Source organism: Pseudoduganella sp. LjRoot289 (assembly GCF_964252925.1).
In the GTDB taxonomy this organism is placed as follows: Bacteria; Pseudomonadota; Gammaproteobacteria; order Burkholderiales; family Burkholderiaceae_D; genus Rugamonas.
The window spans coordinates 5,493,855-5,512,926 of sequence record NZ_CAXUPN020000001.1 but is presented as its reverse complement, the minus strand read 5'-3'; the positions used below and the strand labels follow the sequence as shown (position 1 = coordinate 5,512,926).

General features: G+C 63.4%; 16 protein-coding genes and 4 tRNA genes. 13 read left to right on the top strand and 7 right to left on the bottom strand.

Annotated features, from left to right (window positions below; genetic code table 11):
- Window positions 1-10 precede the first annotated feature (10 nt).
- The 9 genes from ACSQ8Y_RS23560 (at window position 11) to ahpF (ending at window position 11,740) form a co-directional block, all read left to right on the top strand.
- Complete coding sequence (locus tag ACSQ8Y_RS23560) at window positions 11-2,803, top strand: type VI secretion system Vgr family protein (RefSeq protein ID WP_436268834.1); 2,793 nt, start codon at window positions 11-13, stop codon at window positions 2,801-2,803.
- Window positions 2,793-3,791, top strand: a complete 999-nt coding sequence (locus ACSQ8Y_RS23555; RefSeq protein ID WP_436268833.1) for a hypothetical protein — start codon at window positions 2,793-2,795, stop codon at window positions 3,789-3,791. The genes ACSQ8Y_RS23560 and ACSQ8Y_RS23555 overlap by 11 nt, the downstream gene beginning before the upstream one ends.
- Window positions 3,782-6,811 (top strand): T6SS effector BTH_I2691 family protein, encoded by a 3,030-nt coding sequence (locus tag ACSQ8Y_RS23550; RefSeq protein ID WP_436268832.1) that lies wholly within the window; start codon window positions 3,782-3,784, stop codon window positions 6,809-6,811. Before ACSQ8Y_RS23555 ends, ACSQ8Y_RS23550 begins: the two co-directional genes overlap by 10 nt.
- An 8-nt stretch (window positions 6,812-6,819) precedes the next feature.
- Window positions 6,820-7,764: a DUF6708 domain-containing protein gene (locus tag ACSQ8Y_RS23545; RefSeq protein ID WP_436268831.1), complete on the top strand. Its 945-nt coding sequence runs from the start codon at window positions 6,820-6,822 to the stop codon at window positions 7,762-7,764.
- Window positions 7,739-8,701 carry a DUF6708 domain-containing protein gene (locus ACSQ8Y_RS23540; RefSeq protein ID WP_436268830.1) on the top strand — a complete coding sequence of 321 codons (963 nt, stop codon included), beginning with the start codon at window positions 7,739-7,741 and terminating at the stop codon, window positions 8,699-8,701. The genes ACSQ8Y_RS23545 and ACSQ8Y_RS23540 overlap by 26 nt, the downstream gene beginning before the upstream one ends.
- A 105-nt stretch (window positions 8,702-8,806) precedes the next feature.
- Window positions 8,807-9,010 (top strand): TreTu family toxin, encoded by a 204-nt coding sequence (locus ACSQ8Y_RS23535; protein ID WP_436268829.1) that lies wholly within the window; start codon window positions 8,807-8,809, stop codon window positions 9,008-9,010.
- Window positions 9,011-9,017: 7 nt separating this feature from the next.
- Window positions 9,018-9,284 (top strand): immunity protein TriTu family protein, encoded by a 267-nt coding sequence (locus ACSQ8Y_RS23530; RefSeq protein ID WP_436268828.1) that lies wholly within the window; start codon window positions 9,018-9,020, stop codon window positions 9,282-9,284.
- Window positions 9,285-9,517: 233 nt separating this feature from the next.
- On the top strand, window positions 9,518-10,081 hold the full coding sequence (gene ahpC / locus ACSQ8Y_RS23525; RefSeq protein ID WP_436268827.1) for an alkyl hydroperoxide reductase subunit C: 564 nt from the start codon (window positions 9,518-9,520) through the stop codon (window positions 10,079-10,081).
- A gap of 75 nt (window positions 10,082-10,156) precedes the next feature.
- The gene (gene ahpF / locus ACSQ8Y_RS23520; protein ID WP_436268826.1) at window positions 10,157-11,740 is read left to right on the top strand and encodes an alkyl hydroperoxide reductase subunit F; all 1,584 of its coding nucleotides are present in this window, start codon (window positions 10,157-10,159) and stop codon (window positions 11,738-11,740) included.
- A gap of 13 nt (window positions 11,741-11,753) precedes the next feature.
- Here the strand turns inward: ahpF and ACSQ8Y_RS23515 are convergent, their stop codons facing one another.
- From ACSQ8Y_RS23515 to ACSQ8Y_RS23485, 7 genes are all read right to left on the bottom strand, one after another.
- A complete protein-coding gene (locus tag ACSQ8Y_RS23515; RefSeq protein WP_436268825.1) occupies window positions 11,754-12,878 on the bottom strand; it encodes an AI-2E family transporter in 1,125 nt (374 codons plus the stop codon).
- The gene (locus tag ACSQ8Y_RS23510) at window positions 12,875-13,354 is read right to left on the bottom strand and encodes a cyclic nucleotide-binding domain-containing protein (RefSeq protein ID WP_436268824.1); all 480 of its coding nucleotides are present in this window, start codon (window positions 13,352-13,354) and stop codon (window positions 12,875-12,877) included. Before ACSQ8Y_RS23510 ends, ACSQ8Y_RS23515 begins: the two co-directional genes overlap by 4 nt.
- A gap of 146 nt (window positions 13,355-13,500) precedes the next feature.
- Window positions 13,501-13,577, bottom strand: a tRNA-Asp gene (locus ACSQ8Y_RS23505).
- A 35-nt stretch (window positions 13,578-13,612) separates the two neighbouring features.
- Window positions 13,613-13,688, bottom strand: a tRNA-Val gene (locus ACSQ8Y_RS23500).
- A gap of 47 nt (window positions 13,689-13,735) precedes the next feature.
- Window positions 13,736-13,812: transfer RNA gene (locus ACSQ8Y_RS23495), tRNA-Asp, on the bottom strand.
- Between the two features lie 38 nt (window positions 13,813-13,850).
- A tRNA-Val gene (locus tag ACSQ8Y_RS23490) sits at window positions 13,851-13,926 on the bottom strand.
- 142 nt (window positions 13,927-14,068) lie between these two features.
- Entirely contained in the window at window positions 14,069-15,133 is a 1,065-nt protein-coding gene (locus ACSQ8Y_RS23485) for a hypothetical protein (protein WP_436268823.1), read from the bottom strand.
- Between the two features lie 125 nt (window positions 15,134-15,258).
- On the opposite strand from ACSQ8Y_RS23485, the gene ACSQ8Y_RS23480 reads away from it, so the two are divergent.
- The 4 genes from ACSQ8Y_RS23480 to dinB all read left to right on the top strand — a co-directional run bounded on the left by ACSQ8Y_RS23480 (window position 15,259) and on the right by dinB (window position 19,051).
- On the top strand, window positions 15,259-16,524 hold the full coding sequence (locus ACSQ8Y_RS23480; RefSeq protein ID WP_436268822.1) for an MFS transporter: 1,266 nt from the start codon (window positions 15,259-15,261) through the stop codon (window positions 16,522-16,524).
- A gap of 92 nt (window positions 16,525-16,616) precedes the next feature.
- The gene (locus ACSQ8Y_RS23475) at window positions 16,617-16,997 is read left to right on the top strand and encodes a nuclear transport factor 2 family protein (RefSeq protein WP_436268821.1); all 381 of its coding nucleotides are present in this window, start codon (window positions 16,617-16,619) and stop codon (window positions 16,995-16,997) included.
- A complete protein-coding gene (locus tag ACSQ8Y_RS23470; RefSeq protein ID WP_436268820.1) occupies window positions 16,994-17,839 on the top strand; it encodes a helix-turn-helix domain-containing protein in 846 nt (281 codons plus the stop codon). The genes ACSQ8Y_RS23475 and ACSQ8Y_RS23470 overlap by 4 nt, the downstream gene beginning before the upstream one ends.
- Before the next feature lie 45 nt (window positions 17,840-17,884).
- A complete protein-coding gene (dinB, locus tag ACSQ8Y_RS23465; RefSeq protein ID WP_436268819.1) occupies window positions 17,885-19,051 on the top strand; it encodes a DNA polymerase IV in 1,167 nt (388 codons plus the stop codon).
- Window positions 19,052-19,072: the final 21 nt, after the last annotated feature.

Below are 19,072 nucleotides of genomic sequence, written 5' to 3'. Positions count from 1 at the left end.
CCTTCATCCCATGTTTACGCCGCCAGACAGCCTGACCCAGGACAACCGCATCTTGCGTTTGAGCACGCCCCTGGGGCCGGACCGCCTGGTGGCCGAATGCCTGCGCGGCGAGGAGGCCCTCAGCCAGCCCTACGAGCTGAAGGTGGCAGCACTGTCGAGCGACGCGGGCGTGGCACTGAAGTCGCTGCTGGGCCAGCCGGTGCTGCTGCAACTGATGACGGCCGCCAGCCGCGGGCAGTTGCGGCCCTTCCACGGCCACGTCACGGCGGCGCACATGCTGGGCGCCGACGGCGGCCTGGCGCGCTACGAACTGACCATCGCCCCCTGGTACGCCTTCCTGGCCGCCGGCCGCGACAGCCGCGTGTTCCAGGACATGGCCGTGTTCGACATCCTCGACGCCGTGTTCGGCGCCTTGCAGGGGGCCGGCAAGCTGGTGCCGCAGTGGCGCTACGACGTGGCCGAGCGCGGCCTGTACCCCAAACGCTCGCTGACCTGCCAGTACCAGGAATCGAACATGGCCTTTGCCGAGCGGCTGATGCGCGAGGAGGGCCTGTTTTACTACTTTGAGCACAGCGGCGAACCGGACAGCCCGGCGCTGGGCAGCCACACCATGGTGATCGCCGACCACAACGGCAGTTTCCAGCCCAACGCCCAGGCCACCGTGCGCTACACCCAGCCCGGCGCGGTGATGAAGGAAGACGCGCTGGACCGCTGGCGCAGCGAACAGCGCTGGAATGCCGGCGGCGTCGACATCGCCAGCTGGGACTACCGCAGCAACAGCGCCCGGCCGGTCAGCGCCGTCGCCGCCGGCGCCGGTGATGCTCCGCTGCGCCGCGACGCACCAGGAGCCTACGCCTACACCTCGCGCGAGCACGGCCAGCGCATCGCCGACCGCCAGGCCGAGGCCTTGGCCGCGCAGCGGGAAATCCACACCGGCGCCGGCACCGTGCGCACGTTCAGCCCCGGCACCACCTTCACCCTGGACGGCGCCGTCATGCCGGAAGGCGCGGACAGCAACTTCGCCATCGTGCGTGTGGTGCACCTGGCGCACAACAATCTGAGCAGCGAGTTCCAGCACACGGCGCTGCGGGCGCTGGGCGCCGGCGCGCTGGCGGCGGCAGTAACGCGCGAGCAGGAGCAGTCCGCCCCGCGCAGCCTGCACGCGGTAGGCCAGGGCAAGGGCGAGCGGCCGCTGTACCGCAACCGCATCGACGCCATCCCGAGCAGCGTGCCCTACCGCAGCACCGACGCGGACGGCCACGGCCTGCTGCTGCACCCCAAGCCGACCGTGCGAGGCCAGCAGACCGCCATCGTGGTCGGCCCGGCGGGCGCGGTGATCCACACCGACCGCGACCACCGCATCAAGGTGCAATTCCACTGGCAGCGCGGCGAGCAGAGCCACAGCCGCCTGGCCCATCCCGCGCCGGATGGCCACGCCGGCGCGCCAGGCGACGACCAGGCCGGCACCTGGGTGCGCATTGCCACGACCATGGCGCCGGTGGCGGGCGCCAACTGGGGTTCGGTGGCCGTGCCGCGCGTCGGCAGCGAAGTGCTGATCGACTTCGTCGACGGCGACATCGACCGCCCGGTGGTGATCGGCAGCGTCTACAACGGCGCCGGCCAGCCGGATGCGCAGAACAACGGCGTCAGCCAGGGAGCGGGGCCGGCCACCGGCAACGCGCCGCCCTGGTTCCCCGGCGAGGGCGGCGCGCACGCCCACCCGGCTGTGCTGTCGGGCATCAAGTCGCAAGCCATGAACGCCAGCCAGAGCGGCACCGGCGCCTACAGCCAGCTGGTGTTCGACGACCACCCGGGCGAGCCGCGCGTGGCGCTGCAGCGGCACGCGGCCGCCCACCAGGGCACGGACGAGCTGAACCTGGGCCACCTGCGCCACCAGACCGACAACCAGCGCCTGCCGACGGCCGGCTTCGGCGCCGAGCTGAAGACCGCCCACAGCGCCGCGCTGCGCGCAGGGCAGGGCATGCTGCTGTCGGCCGACGCGCGCAGCGGCGCCAGCGGCAACCAGCTCGATTCGCGCGAGGCGCAGGCGCAGGTCGAGCAAAGCCGGCAGTTGCAGGCGGACCTGGCAGGCACCGCGCAGAAGCACAACGCCAAGCTCAAGGACGAGCCGGAACCGGACCAGCTGCCGGCGCTGGCGCAGATGGAGCACAGCGCCAAGGTGCTCCAGGCCACCGCCGCCGGCGCGGGCGGCGAGGCGGGCGGCGCGGGGCAGGTCACGGCCTACGACGCTCAGCAGCTGCAACTGTCGAGCCCGGCCGGCGTCGTTGCCGCCACGCCGGCCAGCGCCATCCTGGCCGCGAACGGAACCTCCAGCGTCACTGCCGGGCAGGACATCAATTTCGCCGCGCAGGGCAACGCTTTCAATATCGTCAAGGGCGGCATCGGCTTCTTCACCTACGGCAAGGCCAGCAACGCCGGGAAGCCCAACCAGGAAACCGGCATCCGCCTGCACGCCGCCAGCGGCAAGGTCAGCGTGCAAAGCCAGTCGAATGTCGCCAAGCTGACGGCCGAAAAGCTGGTCACCGTGGCCAGTGTGGGCAAGAGCGTGAACGTGACCGGCAAGACGCACGTGATGCTGACCGCGCAGGGCGCCTTCCTCAAGCTCGAGGGCGGCGACATCATGATCCACGGCCCGGGCACGATGCTGTTCAAGGCGAGCAAGAAGGAGCTGACAGGTCCGCAGAGCGCGTCGAGCCAGACGGCCTTGCCGCCGGTGGGGAAATTGGCGCAATGCCCGTCTGCGCAGGCGGACGCGGCCGGTGGAGGCGCCAGTGCTATCTAGGCTGGACGAACTGCGCGCCGGCGTCGACGCGCTGACACCGCTTTTCGTGCTGGTGGATCCCATGGTCGGCGAGCCCCTTCCCGGTATGGGTACATCCGATGCTGGCGCCGATGCGCGTGCACTGCGGGAGCAGGCGTGGGGCAGGGAAATTGTACCTATCGTCCTGGCCAGGACGATCGCGTTGCCTGCGCATCAGCATCCCTACCTGGTGCGATTGCATGGCCCGGACGATCCGCTGCTGGAGCTCACTTTGGACATCGCGGACGGCGAGCGCCTGGCAGCGCAGTCGCGGGGGCTGGACGGCGAAGGCCGGGCCGCGCACCGCATCGGCGGCTGGATGCAAAGCAGCATGCATTTCGAAGAGCTTGCAGCCATCCTGTCCGCGATGTGCCGGGTCAATACCGACGCGCACACGAAAGCCACCTATCTGCGGCTGGCCGACCGCCGCGCGCTCGACCTGCTGTGTCATGTGGCGGGCGACAGCCGTGTCGCCAGCCAGTTCGGGCGGCTGCAAAGCTGGGCCTATCTGGATGCCTTTGGCCGGCTGCGTCGCCTGCGTTCGCGCGATGAGCGGCCCGAGCCGCTTCGTCTGAGCGCTGCCGAATGGCGCCAAATGGAGCGCGGCGAGATGCTGCACCGGACCATTGCGCAATGGCTGGGAGAGACGCTCTGCGGGGAAGGTGCGCCGCCGCAGACTGTATACCCATCCGCCGAGATCGCAGTCAGCAATGCCGCAAGCGCGGCGCGGAAATGGCCGCACCGGTTCGAGAACAGCACCGACGAGACCGTGTGGGCCGCGCTGTCCATGCTGCATCCCGCGATGCCGCAGTTGCCCGCCGTGCTGGCGCTGCTCGACGACCGTGGTACGGAAGACGAACCGCCCGAGCCCCTGCGCTACCTTCACCGAGATCTCAGCGCCATCGCACAGCAGGCAGGCGCCGGCGCACACTTGCAAATCGACAAGAATTCAGGAACATTATGGCAATGACCACCGGCTGCGACGTCTGCAAAAAGAGCTCCCTATCGCTGCTGTTGTTGCGACCCAGCCCGATAGCGAAAAGTCCGTTGCTGGCTGCCGCAGGATCGGAAAACGTCGCGAGCGACGCGGCTGTCACCAGCGGTTTGCTGCCCAATCCTCTGCCCAAGCAGTCGCGTTTCGCCCTGCGTCTTTTGCGCGCAGGCTTTGTGCACATTTACATCCAGAATCCGCCTGCTGGGGTGGCGAATTGGTTGATTTACCGGGTAACGGAACAGGCCGATCTGATTCCAGAAGGCCATGCCTTGTTTTCCCAGCCGGATACTTCTGTTGCATGCCAGCGCCCCGGCCACATCGCTACGGGCATGAAGGTGATTAGCATTCCGCAGGCACACAAGATCTCGGAATTATGGGTAGCGTTCAGCGCTAACTTGTGGAACGACACGCTGCGCGGCAAGAACAAGGCGGACCCGCTGGTGATGCAGAAGGTCTCGTTGCAAAGCTGCGGCCCAAACAGCTTCGTACCCACGGCGGACAACCTGAAGGAGCAAGTGCTCGAGTGCGCGCTCAATGTTTTGAAAATCGACGGCGCCACCGACCACGATTTTCCCTTTACCAGCATCGCCAGCAATGTCGACCAGCTGGCCGCCAACCTGACCCTGGCCGCCGTCAAGCACCCGAAGACAGCCGGCAAGGAGGTCGCTGTCGTGCTGCGAGATCCGGTAGGCATTGCCACCGAACTGAACGCCCTGCGCGTGCGCAGAAACGGGTTCATCAAGAGGGAGATCGAAAAGCCTGAAAACCTGCATCCGCTGAACAGTTCCAATACCATATTGGGTATGCAGCAGAGTGTGGTCGACGAGGCCGATCTCACCAGCTATGACGAGGTCAGCCCTTTGCGAACGCAAGAGGCCTATAACAGGCAAAAAGATAGTTTGCCTGCGGACACCTACGCTAACCCGCTGACCGAAAAGGACAGGCAGGCGCTGATCCGGAGCGCGGAGTGCCAAGGACTAGTAGGAGATTTTTTGTTGGCGCCTTACAAGGCTATGTACGAACGCAAAGATCTTGTACGCGTTATCTTTCCCGACCACGAGGCACGGGCGGCCGCCTGGACGGCGAAAAAAGCGAAGAAGAACTGGTCGAAATTCACTTCCTACTATTCCGAGGACGAGCGCGCAGCTTGGGTGAAGAAGTTTGAGGAAAAAATGAAGGCGGAGCATTACGATCCGCTCGAACTTCTGGAGCAGGACTGGTACGCAGCCACGGAGGATGCGCAAACCCTAACTTACTTTGCGCGGCATTTCGACTCTAGCGAGGGGAACATCAGCTATTCGTCCGAGTCGTGTCGGATTCACCAGCCTGGGGTCTTTATCGTAGGTCCGGTGATGAAGCGGTACGCGGCACAACTCGAGCAGCCAATTACCAAAGAGCATGCGGTCGCCCTACGCGCCATGGTGGCAAACATGGATAGAATGATCAGACTGGTCCATATCCAGTTAAGCGGCGATCCCGGCGCTGAGGGTATGCGCGATAAAACATACGATCTGGTTAAGGGCTTCAGCGAACTGGCCAAATCCAAACACGCCATGGCGTCATATGGCTGGCTCGGCCATTCGTTGGCACTGTTCAGCGTGGGCCAGTTAAGCGCACTGAGCGGCGCCGCCCTGAAACTCGCTGCGCACGGAGGGAAGGTGACCGGCGCCACCGCCAATATGCTCGGCAAGTTGCAGAGCCTGTCTTTAGTGCAGCGATCGCTTGAGATCGCAGTGGAGGGCGCGTTAAAAGGTAACGCACCGAAACTGCCTGTATTGATCACGATGAGAGTGAACGCTGACGACGCGCTCGCCATTTTTGCCGCCCGCTCGGGCCAAGCGTTAGGCACCAGCAAGACGCGCATCAAGAAGGCGAGGGCCGACAATGTGAAGGTCAAGCTGACACTCTTGACCGACACAGATGCCATCAAAGCTGCGAACGGGAATATTTCGGAGGTGGCGCATAATCCCGCCAACGGCACCGTCAAGATGGGCAACGTCGCTGCGACCACGGCTGCGGTTGCCAAAGCCAGCGGTTCGGTAACAACCTTGTCCGAAGAAGCTTTTCTGCGCCTGTATCAAGATCAGGCGGGCGCGGCAGGCAAAGCGGCCAATTTAATGCGCTCCGCGCTGCCCGACATGGCGCAGACCGCAACCGGATCGCATATGATGGCCGTCGCTAAAACCCTGGATGCGCGTCTTGCCTTGGCCAGCATGGTCATCCAGACTATAGGCGTCTTGAACGGTTTGGCGTCGGTCAGCAGCGCGAAGACTGAATCAGCGGCGATTGATGCAAATTATGGTGTAATGGACAGTGTGTTCGGTTTCACCGGAGGCGCCTTGGCCCTTTGGGCAGTCGCCGCTGAGATAGATGTGACGAAACGATTAGGGCAGCAAGCGGCAACCACCAGCACAAAGATTGGCTTGTTGAGAATCGCTGGTAATCTTACAGGGATTGCGGGGGGCACAATTAACGCGATAGCCTCTGCGAAAAAGAGTAAAGATCAGGCTGAAGCGGGCAACCAAACGGTATCCGACTTGTACTATTACTCGACGATTGCTTTTGCGGGCACAGCTTTTACATCATTCGGGTTGAGTGCTGGCGCGATAGCAGGCGCGCTGGAAGCGCGGGCAATCGGGGGAGCGGTCGTTAGGACGGTTGCAACACGGCTTGCCGCAAATGCGGTACTGGGGACTGTTGCTGGCGTAGGGTTGACTGTTTCTGGTATTGGTTTAGTTCTTCTGGGAGCAGGCGTCGTATTGCAAGTTGCCGCGATTGTTCTTACGCCAAATGACCTGCAGCGTTGGTTAGGGCGTAGCTACTTTGGTCGTGACGGCGGTGTCATCGTCTCAGGTAAAAGAAGCGACATGTTTATGAAGGGGGACTGGAAGGCTGAGCGCGCAGCCCTCGATGAGGTACTGGCAAGTGCTGCGGAAGAGCAAAAAAAATCGGCTGCGGGAAAAAGCGAGAAAGTAACGGATCAGTGTGGCAAGTGAAGAATGAAATGAATATCAAGAATAATGACCCAGGGGTTTTAAAAAGTTTTAGGCGTGATCAGGCAGCTGCTCAGAATGGCATATCGTTAGGTTTAATAAAGAATGTGTACGACGGTGCCATTGAATACACTGCGATAGCGGCAGGTATGAGAGGCATGATTATGCTGGCTGGTTTAATGACGGCAGCGTTCGGAATTTGGTGGGGGCAATTTTTCCTATTTGACGTTCTGGAGAATAGAAAATTCGGACCATTTATGTTATCTGTTATTTTTTGCTCGATGTTGTTTTTTATATCCAGCGCTTACTTTGCCATAAAGTTTACACGTTTAGAACTGTTTCGCCCGGAGGATGAGCCAACCCTCTTTGATAGAAAAAACAGAAAAGTCTATCGAATTTACAGGGAGGTCTACGCTGGGTGGCGTGGCCTGCTCACTCCTTGGCCGGTGAAAACAGCGGAGTACGACTGGGATCTTATTGATGTTCAGCATCATGCCGCCGTAACAACGACGGGCTCCACAGTGTCGCGCCAGCATGGACTTATTTTCTTGGTCCGAAAAACCGCGACGGACCCGACTCTCGTCGACAGCTTCTCCATCGGTAACAGCATCCAAATGGGCGAAGTAACGGTGCCTGCAGTGTGGGAGCATCTCCGCCGATTTATGGAGGAGGATGGCCCACACCTGCCGCCGGGCGAAGTATTAAGACTGGCTGAGAGGCCTACCACATTCTGGCAATGCATGGCTTCCACCGGGCCATACGGCGCCAACTTCCGCCTTTGGTGGCACGAGCAAACCGCGCTGATGGTTCTTGGGGTAATTTTCTTTCCGATTGTCTTCCCTATTATGACACTTCTGGGTATCTTTAATTGGTTAAGTTACAAGACATCAATTCCGATCAAGTGGTCTCCCTCGGTTCAGGCGGCGATAAATGCAAGCAGCCCCAAGCATAGTTGATCAGGGCCAAGTGCCGCTTGGTCTATCGGGTGTTTTGCGTCGATTCAAGCGTGGTGAGTCCGTAACCGAAACTGGCGTAACGTTGGGGATGGTAAAAAACGTCTATGATTCTGCAATCGAATACACCGGGATTTCGCCCGGGATGCGCGGTATGTTAATGTTATCTGGGCTATTCACTGCTAGCATAGCATTTTGGGGAGGGCAATTTTTTCTATTCGATATCTTGAAAAGAGGAAAAATAGGAATATTTGAGGCTTCGATTATATTTTTCTCCGGCCTGTTCTTTTTGTTTGGTATATATTTCGCGATAAAGTCTATCCGTTTAGAGCTCTTTCGCCCTGAAGATGAGCCAACTATCTTTGATAGAAAAAACCGCAAGGTCTATAGGATTTATCGGGAAACTTATGCGGGATGGGGCGGATTGGTCAGCGCCTGGCCCATGAAGACTGCCGAATACGACTGGGATCTCATCGACGCCGAGCATCATGCGGCCGTGACGACGACTGGCGCCACGATATCGCGACAGCATGGCCTCATCTTTCTAGTGCGGAAAAGTGCTACCGATTCGACCCTGGTCGACAGCTTCGCTATCGGGAATAGCATGCAAATGGGCGAGGTAACCGTGCCTGCGGTATGGGAGCATATCCGCCGCTTCATGGAAGAGGGTGGCCCGCATCTCCCTCCAGGCGACGTGCTCAGGCCCATCGATAGACCCTATACCTTCTGGCAGTGCATGGCGGCCACTGGACCATACGGCGCTAAATTCCGAATCTGGTGGCGTGAACAAACGGCACTAATGGTACTGGGGCTGATTTTCTTTCCGATAATCCTCCCTACCATGTCATTGCTTGGCGTCTTCACATGGCTCAGTTATCGAACCTCGATTCCAATCAAATGGTCGCCCGAAGTTCAGGTTGCGATTCAATCGCCTCAGTGATCATGCATTGCCAATGCTATGTCTTCACTACGTTGCGCTATCTCACAGCTTTGCCCCGCCGACCGGCAGGGTGCAAGAGAGCTATAGTGGCACGACGCACGTCGCTTGGCCACCGAACTGGCTTGCATTTATTCGGCAGGCCAGGCCAGAGTCGCTTATGTGGAATTTGATGTGCCCAATTGCTGCCTGAGCGTGACCGGTGCCGGGTGGGCCAAAATCATCGGTCCAAATTCAGTCGAGCGACGCTTGGCCGCAGTAAAGGGAAGGCCTGTTCGGTTATGCCGCCTGCCGCTAACATCCAGGTGCTAGCGAGTCGATGGCGATGAAGGATGGCATCATGCTTGGAAAATTTCAGGATTGGGCAGCCACGCTGTTGACTGAACTGCCCCCCGGGGCCAAGGCGAAGCTGACCGTGTGCGAGCCGTCTGCCAATCCCGCAGTCCGGCTCCAGATCGACTCGCCCTCAGCCATCGCTTCGCTGGTCTGCTGGGAGAGCGGCTCTTTCAGTGCCGAGGTGCTCGATGTTCGGACCGAACAGTACCTTTGCCGCCGCGTCGGGGAGTTCACCCCTGAAAATCGCTGACCGAACAGTTGGGCGATTTCCTCGCCCCACTGAATCACGCCTGACCGCGTAAACAACACGCAACCCTGCCGAAGCGACAACGCATCCGTGCCGGAACGGGGATAATAACGGTCTCGCTATCAAGCATTGATAGTCAAAGCCAATTGAAACAATTGAAACAATCAATTTTTCAAATGGCCGAGAAATCCTTACACTAGCATCTCACTGATACACAACCCCACGAGGAAACCACAATGTCTCTCATCAACACCCAAGTAAAACCATTCAAGGCAACCGCTTACCACAATGGCAAGTTCATTGACCTGAGCGAAGAATCGCTGAAGGGCAAGTGGTCGGTATTCGTGTTCTACCCAGCCGACTTCACCTTCGTCTGCCCAACCGAACTGGAAGACCTGGCCGACAACCACGCCGCCTTCCAGGCACTGGGCGTGGACATCTACGGCATCTCGACCGACACCCATTTCGCGCACAAAGCATGGCACGACACCTCGGACGCCATCAAGAAAGTGCAATACCCGCTGATCGGCGACCCGACCGGCCTGCTGTCCCGCAACTTCGAAGTCATGATCGAAGAAGAAGGCCTGGCACTGCGCGGCACCTTCGTCATCAATCCGGAAGGCCAGATCAAAGTGCTGGAAGTGCATGACAACGGCATCGGCCGCGACGCTTCCGAACTGCTGCGCAAAGTGAAAGCCGCTAAATACGTGGCCGAGCACCCAGGCCAGGTTTGCCCTGCCAAGTGGACCGAAGGCGCAGCGACCCTGACCCCTTCGCTGGACCTGGTCGGCAAGATCTAAGCAGTCATCCGCAACATCTGTAGTAACGGCGCCGGCGCATTTGCCCGGCGCCCAATCGAAAAAAAGGAAAACACCATGTTGGACGCAACCCTCACAACCCAGTTGAAAGCCTATTTGCAAAAGGTCGTGCAGCCGATTGAGATCGTTGCGACGCTGGATGATTCCGCCAAGGCCCGCGAAATGCAGGCGCTGCTGAACCAGATCGTTGTCCTGAGCGACAAGATCACACTGGTCGAGAAAACCAGCGGCGAGGTGCGCAAGCCCTCGTTCGCCATTACCCGCCCCGGGACCGACATCGGCGTCACGTTCGCCGGCATCCCGATGGGCCATGAATTCACCTCCCTGGTGCTGGCGCTGCTGCAAGTGGGCGGCCACACCATCAAATTCGACGACGCCGTGATCGAACAGATCCGCAACCTCGAAGGCGATTACAACTTTGAAACCTTCATCTCGCTGACCTGCCACAACTGCCCGGAAGTGGTGCAGGCGCTGAACGCGATGGCGGTGATCAATCCGCGCATCAAGGTCACCACCATCGACGGCGGCGTGTTCCCGAAAGAAGTCGAGGAGCGCCAGATCATGGCCGTGCCGATGATGTTCCTGAACGGCGAGCACTTCGGCCAGGGCCGCACCAGCGTGGAGGAGATCCTGGCCAAGCTGGACACCAACGCCGGCGCGCGTCAGGCCGAAGAGCTGAGCAAGAAGGACGTGTTCGACGTGCTCATCGTCGGCGGCGGCCCGGCCGGCGCGGCCGCGGCCATCTACGCCGCCCGCAAGGGCATCAAGACCGGCGTGGTGTCGGAACGCTTCGGCGGCCAGGTGCTCGACACCCTGGCGATCGAGAACTTCATCTCCGTCACCGAAACCGACGGGCCGAAATTCGCCGTGGCGCTGGAGCAGCACGTGAAGGCCTACGAGGTCGACATCATGAACACCCAGCGCGCAGCGCAGCTGACGCCGGGCAAGGTCATCGAAGTGACCACGGCCAGCGGCGCCGTATTGAAAAGCAAGTCCGTGATCCTGGCCACCGGTGCGCGCTGGCGCGAGATCAACGTGCCCGGCGAGAAGGAGTACCGCAACCACGGCGTGGCCTACTGCCCGCACTGCGACGGCCCGCTGTTCAAGGGCAAGCGCGTGGCCGTGATCGGTGGCGGCAACTCCGGCGTGGAAGCGGCGATCGACCTGGCCGGCCTGGTCCAGCACGTGACCCTGATCGAGTTCGGCGCCGAGTTGCGCGCCGACGCGGTGCTGCAGCGCAAGCTGCGCAGCCTGGCCAACGTCACCGTGATCGTTTCGGCGCAGACCACCGAGATCCACGGCGACGGCAAGAAGGTCAACGGCATCAGCTACAACGACCGCGTCAGCGGCGAGGCCAGGAAGGTCGAGCTGGAAGGCGTGTTCGTGCAGATCGGCCTGGTGCCCAACACCGAATGGCTGAAGGGCGTGGTCGGCTTGTCGCGCCACGGCGAGATCGAGGTCGACGCGCGCGGCGCGACGTCCATCCCCGGCGTGTTCGCGGCGGGCGACGTCACCACCGTGCCGTTCAAGCAGATCATCATCGCCACCGGCGAAGGCGCGAAGGCATCGCTGTCGGCCTTCGACTACCTGATCCGCTCGGGCGATGAGGAAGTGGCGGCGCCGGTCGCCGTCGCAGCGTAAGCCAGGGCCGGCGTCAGATCACCAGATCTGCGCTGGCCTGTTTCTCCCGCAGCGCCCTGGCGTTGCGGTGGCGGGCGCGCAGGCGCGGGTTGGTGATCAGCCGGCCCAGCGTTTCGCCCACCACCATCACCACCCCCAGCAGCGGCAGCACCAGCATCAGCCCGGCCACCCCGGCCAGCGAGCCGCCGATAAAGATCATCAGCACCGTGATCAGCGGATGCATGTGCAGGCTGCGCCCCAGGGTCAGCGGCATGAACACGAAATCGTCCAGCAGCCGCACCGCGACAAACACGCCGATGGCGCTGTAGGCCACCAGCGGGTCGCCCGGCGCGTCGGTCGACGCCACCATCACCACCATGCAGCAGCCGACGATGGATCCCACGAAGGGCACCCAGGCCAGCATCGCGGCGATCAGCGCCAGCACCAGCGGCGAGGACACGCCGATGGACCACAGCCCGAAGGCCAGCACCGCCGTGTCCAGCACCGTCAGCTTGAGCAGGCCCTGGAAATAGCGGTGCGCGGTCTGGTCGACCTCGTGCAGCAGGCACAGCGTGCGCTCGAAGAAGGCGTTCGGCACCGCGCGCGCCAGGAATTTCTTGAACAGGTGGCCGTCGCGCAAAAAGAAGAAGGTGAGGAAGGGCGCCAGCAGCAGCGACGGCAGCCAGCCGGCCACCGACACCACGATGCCGGTCAGATGGCTCTGCACGAAGTTCCTGCTGTAGGCGGCGAACTGGCTGTTGACCACCTTGCTCAGGTGGACTTCGTGCAGGACGGGGAATTTGTCTTCCAGCGAACGCAGCAGCTCGCGCACGAAGAGCAGGCCGCCGGCCAGGTAGCGCCCCAGCATGTCCTGCCAGGACTCGGACGGGGCCGACACCCAGTTGCTGAGTACCAGCACGGCCAGCACCGTCGCCACCACGAAGCCGGCGCCGACCACCAGCGCGGCCGCTCCCTGGCCCATGCCGGCGCGCAGCAGGCGCTGCATGGGCGGCAGCATCAGGTAGTACAGGATGATGGCGAGCAGGAAGGGCACCGCCAGCCACAGCATTTGCTGCAGCAGCAGCAGCAGGGCGCAGGTGGCGCCGATGATGCCGCTCCAGACCACCGGGCCGGAGCCTTGCGGCTGGGTGCGCATCATAAGGCGTCGATCTGCGGCCTGCCGGCCATCCACTCGCGCAGGCGGAAGGCGATGTGGCGCGCCAGCGCGAGCGAAATCTTGTAGCCCAGGCGGGCGTCGGTTTCCATCAGCCCCATGAAGTCGGCGCGGAAGAACACGGCCAGTTCGCAGTTGTCCAGCGCGCGCGCCTGGGCGTTGCGCGGCGAATTGTCGAGCAGGGCCAGGTCGCCGAAGAAGGAACCGGGCGTGATCTCGGCCACGATCTCGACGCCGGTGTCGTGCGCGCGGCTGATCAGCACGCGGCCGGCCGTCACCAGGTACAGCGCCTGGCCTTCCTCGCCCTCGTCGAAGATGATTTCGTCGGTCAGGAAGCGCCGCTCGTGCATCAGTTCGTCGACGATCTTCAGTTCCAGCGGCGTGAGCGAGGCGAACAGGGCCGACTGCTTGAGCCGGTGCAGGCGCGGGGACATCGTTTGCGTTTTGAGAAAACCGAACATGGGGCAGGCGCTCCGGACAGTGTTATGCGAGTGCAACAACATTGTCGCCGCTTTTGCGGGCCAGGTCGTGCATCGGGGAGGGATTTGTTGCTAACGCATCACGGAAATAGAAAAAGGCCCGACGAATCGGGCCTTTTTCAGGATGCTGGCGGAGCGGACGGGACTCGAACCCGCGACCCCCGGCGTGACAGGCCGGTATTCTAACCAACTGAACTACCGCTCCGTTGCTTGCGCAACTGGCTTTTCGCATGTCCGGGATGGTGGGCGCTGAGAGGCTCGAACTCCCGACCTAAGCCTTGTAAGGGCTCCGCTCTACCAACTGAGCTAAGCGCCCATCTGGACCATGCTCGATATGTGTCAGCATATCGCTACTTCTGAAACTGGCGGAGCGGACGGGACTCGAACCCGCGACCCCCGGCGTGACAGGCCGGTATTCTAACCAACTGAACTACCGCTCCGTGCTTTCGCAACTGGGCTTCATTTTCCGTGTTCTCGATGGTGGGCGCTGAGAGGCTCGAACTCCCGACCTAAGCCTTGTAAGGGCTCCGCTCTACCAACTGAGCTAAGCGCCCATCTGGAACACTTCGACGTGTGTCACTACGTCTGAAGGAGGCCGAATTATAGACGCCCGATTCCGGTTGCGCAAGAAATTTTTGCGCGCCGGCGCCGGCCTTGGCCGGCGTTGCCCGGCCGGGACGGGGTTCAGGCCGGTCCTCACGCCGTCCTGCGCAGGCGGTGCAGCAGGGCCAGGCCGGCCAGCAGCATCAGCCCGGATGCCGGCTCGGGCACCGGGCTGAGCAGCACTGCGGAGCAAACGCCGCTTGTGGTGCAGGCGGAGCCGGTGATCTGGCCGCTGTCGTTGATGTCCCAGGCCGTCTCCATGTGCAGACCGCTGCCGGCCGGCAGGAAGCTGTCCAGGTTGTAGGTCACGCCCTCGCTCACCAGGAAGCTGAACGCGCCATAGCCGACCACCTGGCCCAGGTTGTTGATGGCCGTGGCCAGGCTGCGCGCGCCGGGCTCGAAGGTGCCCAGCGGCTGCATCACACCGTCCTGGTAAATGAAGGCGCGGTAATCCGAGCCGGGGATGGCAGCGATGTCGTTGCCGATGATCACGCCGGCGTCGTTGATGCCGGTGGCCTGCGTCCAGCGGCCGCCGCTCATCGTGCCCAGGTCCACCATGCCGCTGCCGTCGTTCAGGAAAGCGTGGAAGCTGCCATCGGCGGTCTCCGCCGCGCCCACCACCACGCCGGCCTCGTTCATGCCGCCTGCATAGCTGCGCGCGCCGCCCAGGCCGCCCAGCAGCGTGCTGACGCCGTTGACCGAGGTGTAGGCATGGCCTTCGATGTTGGTGTACTGGGTGCCGGCGACCTTGCCCGCGCTGTTGACGGCGCTCAGGTAGTTGTAATGGTCCAGCGGCGCGATCGGCGCCGGCACCATGGTGGTGCTGCCGTTGGCATACACGGCGGGCCGCGCCAGGAAGTCTTCCGGGTTGTAATCGATCGCCTCGCCCGCCACCTTGCCGTCCGCGCTGATGGCCGCGACGCGGTTGATGGGCGTATCGAGCATGGTGTAGACGCCGTCCTTCCACAGGTAGGCATGCAGCGTGTTGTCGACCTGGTCGTGCAGCACGCCTGCCACCAGGCCGTCGTTGTTGATGACGGTGTTGCTGGAGTTGCCGCTGGCGAGCAGGGTGGCCTTGTAGTGCGGCGCCGCCGCCAGCGCGGACGTGGAAAGCAGAGGGCAAAGCAGTAGCGGTAGCAAGCATTTTGATAGTTGCATGGTCGACCCCTCAATGTGGAATTTATCGCCGGACGAACGCCCGGCAGTGTGATCCTAGCGCCGAATCCGGCCCGGCAGCGCCATGCTGAGGCGGCGCAATCTTCCCGTTTGTGCAATCATGGCCCATGGATAAAAACTCGCTCGACTCCCTGTACGGCAAGGTCAGCCTTCGCCTCCTTCCCTTCCTCTTCCTGTGCTACGTGGCCGCCTACCTGGACCGTGTCAACGTCGGCTTCGCCAAGCTGGGCATGCAGGCCGACCTGCAGTATTCGGACACCGTGTACGGCTTGGGCGCGGGCATCTTCTTCCTCGGCTACTTCCTGTTCGAGGTGCCGTCCAACCTGCTGATGGCGAAAGTGGGCGCGCGCCTGTGGATCGCCCGCATCATGATCAGCTGGGGCCTGATCTCGGCGGCGCTGTTGTTCGCGCACAGCCCGGCCAGCTTCTACCTGCTGCGCTTCCTGCTCGGCGTGGCCGAGGCCGGTTTCTTCCCCGGCATCATCCTCTACCTGACCTACTGGTATCCGGCCCGGCGCCGCGCCCGCATCGTGGCGCTGTTCATGAGCGGGGTGGCCGTGGCCGGCGTGGTCGGCGGGCCGCTGTCGGGCTGGATCATGCGCGCCTTCGACGGCGACGCCGGGCTCAAGGGCTGGCAGTGGCTGTTCCTTCTCGAAGGCGTGCCCTCGGTGCTGCTCGGCTTCTGGACCCTGTTCTACCTGGACGACGGGATCCGCGCCGCGCGCTGGCTCAGCGAGGACGAGAAGGCGCAACTGGAGCGCGGCATACGCGAGGACGGCGCCGGCAAGCGGAGCCTGCCGCTGGGACAGCTGTTCGCCAGCGGCAAGGTCTGGCTGCTGGCGCTGGTCTACTTCCTGTTCGTGATGGGCTTGTACGGCGTCAGCTTCTGGCTGCCGCAGCTGGTGCGCAACACCGGCGTGCAGGACGTGTTACAGGTCGGCCTGCTGACCGCCATTCCCTACGCCGTGGCGGCCGTGGCCATGATACTGGCCGCGCGCCATTCGGACCGCAGCGGCGAGCGGCGCTGGCACGCCGCCATCGCCGCCTTCCTCGGCGCGGCCGGCCTGGCACTGTGCACGCTCTACGGCCACGACACCCTGCTGGCCATGCTGGCGCTGAGCGTAGCGACGGCCGGCATCCTGAGCACCTTCCCCATCTTCTGGAGCCTGCCGACCGGCATGCTGGGCGGCGCGGCGGCGGCGGCCGGCATCGCGCTGATCAATTCGGTGGGCAACCTGGCCGGTTTCGTCAGCCCCTACCTGGTGGGCGCCATCAAGGACGCCACCGGCAGCCCCGCCACCGGCATCTACCTGGTGGCGGCCAGCCTGGCGCTGGGCGGCGTGCTGGTGCTGGCGGGCGTGAGGAAGGCTTGATTACCTGGGACGTAATCGCCGCGCGGCGGCGCTTTCGGGACAATGGTTCTGTCGACAACGACACAGCCATCCAACCCAACCAGGAGAGCACCATGCACAATCCAGTCCACAACCCGGTCCACATCGCCGAACAATACCTGTCCGTCTGGAACGAGCGCGACGCCGCCGCCCGCCGCGCCAAGGTCGCCCGTGCCTTTACGCTCGACGCCAGCTACGCTGACCCCATGATGCGCGGCGAAGGCCACACCGGCATCGACGCCATGATAGGCGCGGCGCAAAGCCAGTTCCCCGGCCTGCGTTTTGAAATGGACGGCACGCCGGACGGCCACAACGACGTGGTGCGCTTTTCGTGGGCCCTGGGCGCGCCCGGCGCCAAGCCGGTGGCGCGCGGCACCGACGTGGCCACCGTCAGCGACGACGGCCGGCTGGCCAGGGTTACCGGCTTCCTCGACGCGGCGCCAGGACCGCAATGAGCGCCGCCGCGGCCGGCCAGTACTTCAGCGACTTCGCGGCCGCGCTGCGCTACTGGCGCGGCAAGCGCGGCCACAGCCAGCTGCGCCTGTCGGCCGAGAGCGGCATCTCGCAGCGCCACATCAGCTTCCTTGAAAGCGGGCGCTCGCAGCCGAGCCGCGAGCTGATACTCAAGCTGGGCGTGGTGCTCGACATCCCGCTGCGCGAGCGCAATGTGATGCTGCTGGCGGCCGGTTACGCGCCGGCCTACCAGGAGCGCAAGATGGACGATCCGGAACTGCGCGCCGTCAAGCAGGCGCTGGACTTCATGCTGGCGCAGCAGGCGCCGTATCCGGCGCTGGTGGTGGACCGGCTGTGGAACCTGGTGATGAGCAACGAGCCCGCCAACCGTTTCTTCAAGTGGCTGCTCTGCATGCCGGACGAGGCGCTGATCCCGCGCGACGGCAGCATCAATGTGCTCAAACTGACGCTGGCGCCGGACGGCCTGCGGCCTTGGCTGCAAAACTGGGAGGAGGTCGGCGCCGACCTGCTGCACTGGATACAGCGCGAAGCCATGAGCGACGGCCCCGGCAGCGAGGCGAGCGCGCTGCTGACCGAGTTGCGGCAGCTCGCCGGCATGCCGCAGGCCGGCAAGGAGGGCGCGGACCCGGGCCTGGCGCCCAACCTCGACCGCCGCGCGCTGCCTTTCCTGCCGCTGACGATACGCAAGGACGGCGTGGAACTGAAGCTGTTCACCACCATCACCACCCTGGGCACGCCGCACGACGTGACGGTGCACGAACTGCGCCTGGAAGCCTTCTTCCCGGCCGACGAAGCGAGCGCGGCCTGGTTTCGCGGGCGCTAGATACTGTATATAATTACAGTACCATCATTTTTCCCGTACCGCGCCATGGCCGAAACGCGCCGCATCGCCCACCTCGACATGGACGCCTTCTACGCGTCCGTGGAGCTGCTGCGTTATCCGGAACTGCGCGGCCAGCCGGTGGTGATAGGCGGCGGCTCGCGGCACCAGCCGGTGGAGCTGGCGGACGGCACGCGGCGCTTCTCGCGGCTGCGCGATTACGTAGGGCGGGGCGTGGTCACCACGTCGACCTACGAGGCGCGCGCGCTGGGCGTGTTTTCCGCCATGGGCACGATGAAGGCCGCCGCGCTGGCGCCGGACGCGGTGCTGCTGCCGACCGACTTCGATTCCTACCGCCGCCTGTCGCGCCTGTTCAAGGCCGCCGTGGCCGAGATCGCGCCGCACATGGAGGACCGGGGCATCGACGAGATCTACCTCGACCTGAGCGAGCACCCGGAGGAGACGCGCGCGCTGGCGCTGCGCATCAAGCAGGCTGTCAAGGACCACACCGGGCTGTCGTGCTCGATCGGCATCGCGCCCAACAAGCTGCTGGCCAAGATCTGTTCCGACCTGGAAAAGCCCAACGGCCTGACCATCGTGTCGCACGACGACGTGCCGGCCCGCATCTGGCCGCTGCCGGTGCGCAAGGTGAACGGCATCGGCCCCAAGGCGGACGCCAAGCTGGCCGCGCTCGGCATCGACACCGTGGGCCAGCTGGCCGCCGCCGACGAGGCCCTGCTGCAGGAGCACTTCGGCCTGAATACGGCCAGCTGGCTCAAGCGCATCGCGCTCGGGCAGGACGAGCGCGCGGTCGTCACCAGCCACGAGCCCAAGTCCATCAGCCGGGAAACCACCTTCGAGCGCGACCTGCACGCCCGGCACGACAAGGAGGCGCTGTCGGACATTTTCACCAGGCTGTGCCTGCGCCTGGGGGAGGACCTGGCGCGCAAGCGCTACGTCGGCCGCACGGTGGGCATCAAACTGCGCTATGCGGACTTCCGCATCGTCACGCGCGACGTGACCTTGCCGGCGCCCACGGCGGACGGCGCCGCGATACGGCGCGCCGCCGGGGAATGCCTGCGGCGGGTGCCGCTGGACCAGCGGCTGCGGCTGCTGGGCGTGCGGGTCAGCGCCCTGTCCAGCATGGACGAAGCCGGCCTGGAGGAATCCGCAACACGGGTCCCCAGCCAAGGCGATCTTTTCGCGGACCTGTAAGCGGCGCGTGTAAAATGTCGT

Excerpts from the sequence above, each read along its gene's own strand:
- ACSQ8Y_RS23485 (WP_436268823.1), bottom strand. The coding sequence starts at position 15,133 with ATGCAACTATCAAAATGCTTGCTACCGCTACTGCTTTGCCCTCTGCTT.
- ACSQ8Y_RS23480 (WP_436268822.1), top strand. The coding sequence starts at position 15,259 with ATGGATAAAAACTCGCTCGACTCCCTGTACGGCAAGGTCAGCCTTCGC.
- ACSQ8Y_RS23540 (WP_436268830.1), top strand. The coding sequence starts at position 7,739 with ATGCAAGCAGCCCCAAGCATAGTTGATCAGGGCCAAGTGCCGCTTGGT.
- ACSQ8Y_RS23470 (WP_436268820.1), top strand. The coding sequence starts at position 16,994 with ATGAGCGCCGCCGCGGCCGGCCAGTACTTCAGCGACTTCGCGGCCGCG.
- ahpC (WP_436268827.1), top strand. The coding sequence starts at position 9,518 with ATGTCTCTCATCAACACCCAAGTAAAACCATTCAAGGCAACCGCTTAC.
- ahpF (WP_436268826.1), top strand. The coding sequence starts at position 10,157 with ATGTTGGACGCAACCCTCACAACCCAGTTGAAAGCCTATTTGCAAAAG.
- ACSQ8Y_RS23550 (WP_436268832.1), top strand. The coding sequence starts at position 3,782 with ATGGCAATGACCACCGGCTGCGACGTCTGCAAAAAGAGCTCCCTATCG.
- ACSQ8Y_RS23515 (WP_436268825.1), bottom strand. The coding sequence starts at position 12,878 with ATGATGCGCACCCAGCCGCAAGGCTCCGGCCCGGTGGTCTGGAGCGGC.
- ACSQ8Y_RS23510 (WP_436268824.1), bottom strand. The coding sequence starts at position 13,354 with ATGTTCGGTTTTCTCAAAACGCAAACGATGTCCCCGCGCCTGCACCGG.
- ACSQ8Y_RS23475 (WP_436268821.1), top strand. The coding sequence starts at position 16,617 with ATGCACAATCCAGTCCACAACCCGGTCCACATCGCCGAACAATACCTG.
- ACSQ8Y_RS23530 (WP_436268828.1), top strand. The coding sequence starts at position 9,018 with ATGGCGATGAAGGATGGCATCATGCTTGGAAAATTTCAGGATTGGGCA.
- dinB (WP_436268819.1), top strand. The coding sequence starts at position 17,885 with ATGGCCGAAACGCGCCGCATCGCCCACCTCGACATGGACGCCTTCTAC.
- ACSQ8Y_RS23560 (WP_436268834.1), top strand. The coding sequence starts at position 11 with ATGTTTACGCCGCCAGACAGCCTGACCCAGGACAACCGCATCTTGCGT.
- ACSQ8Y_RS23545 (WP_436268831.1), top strand. The coding sequence starts at position 6,820 with ATGAATATCAAGAATAATGACCCAGGGGTTTTAAAAAGTTTTAGGCGT.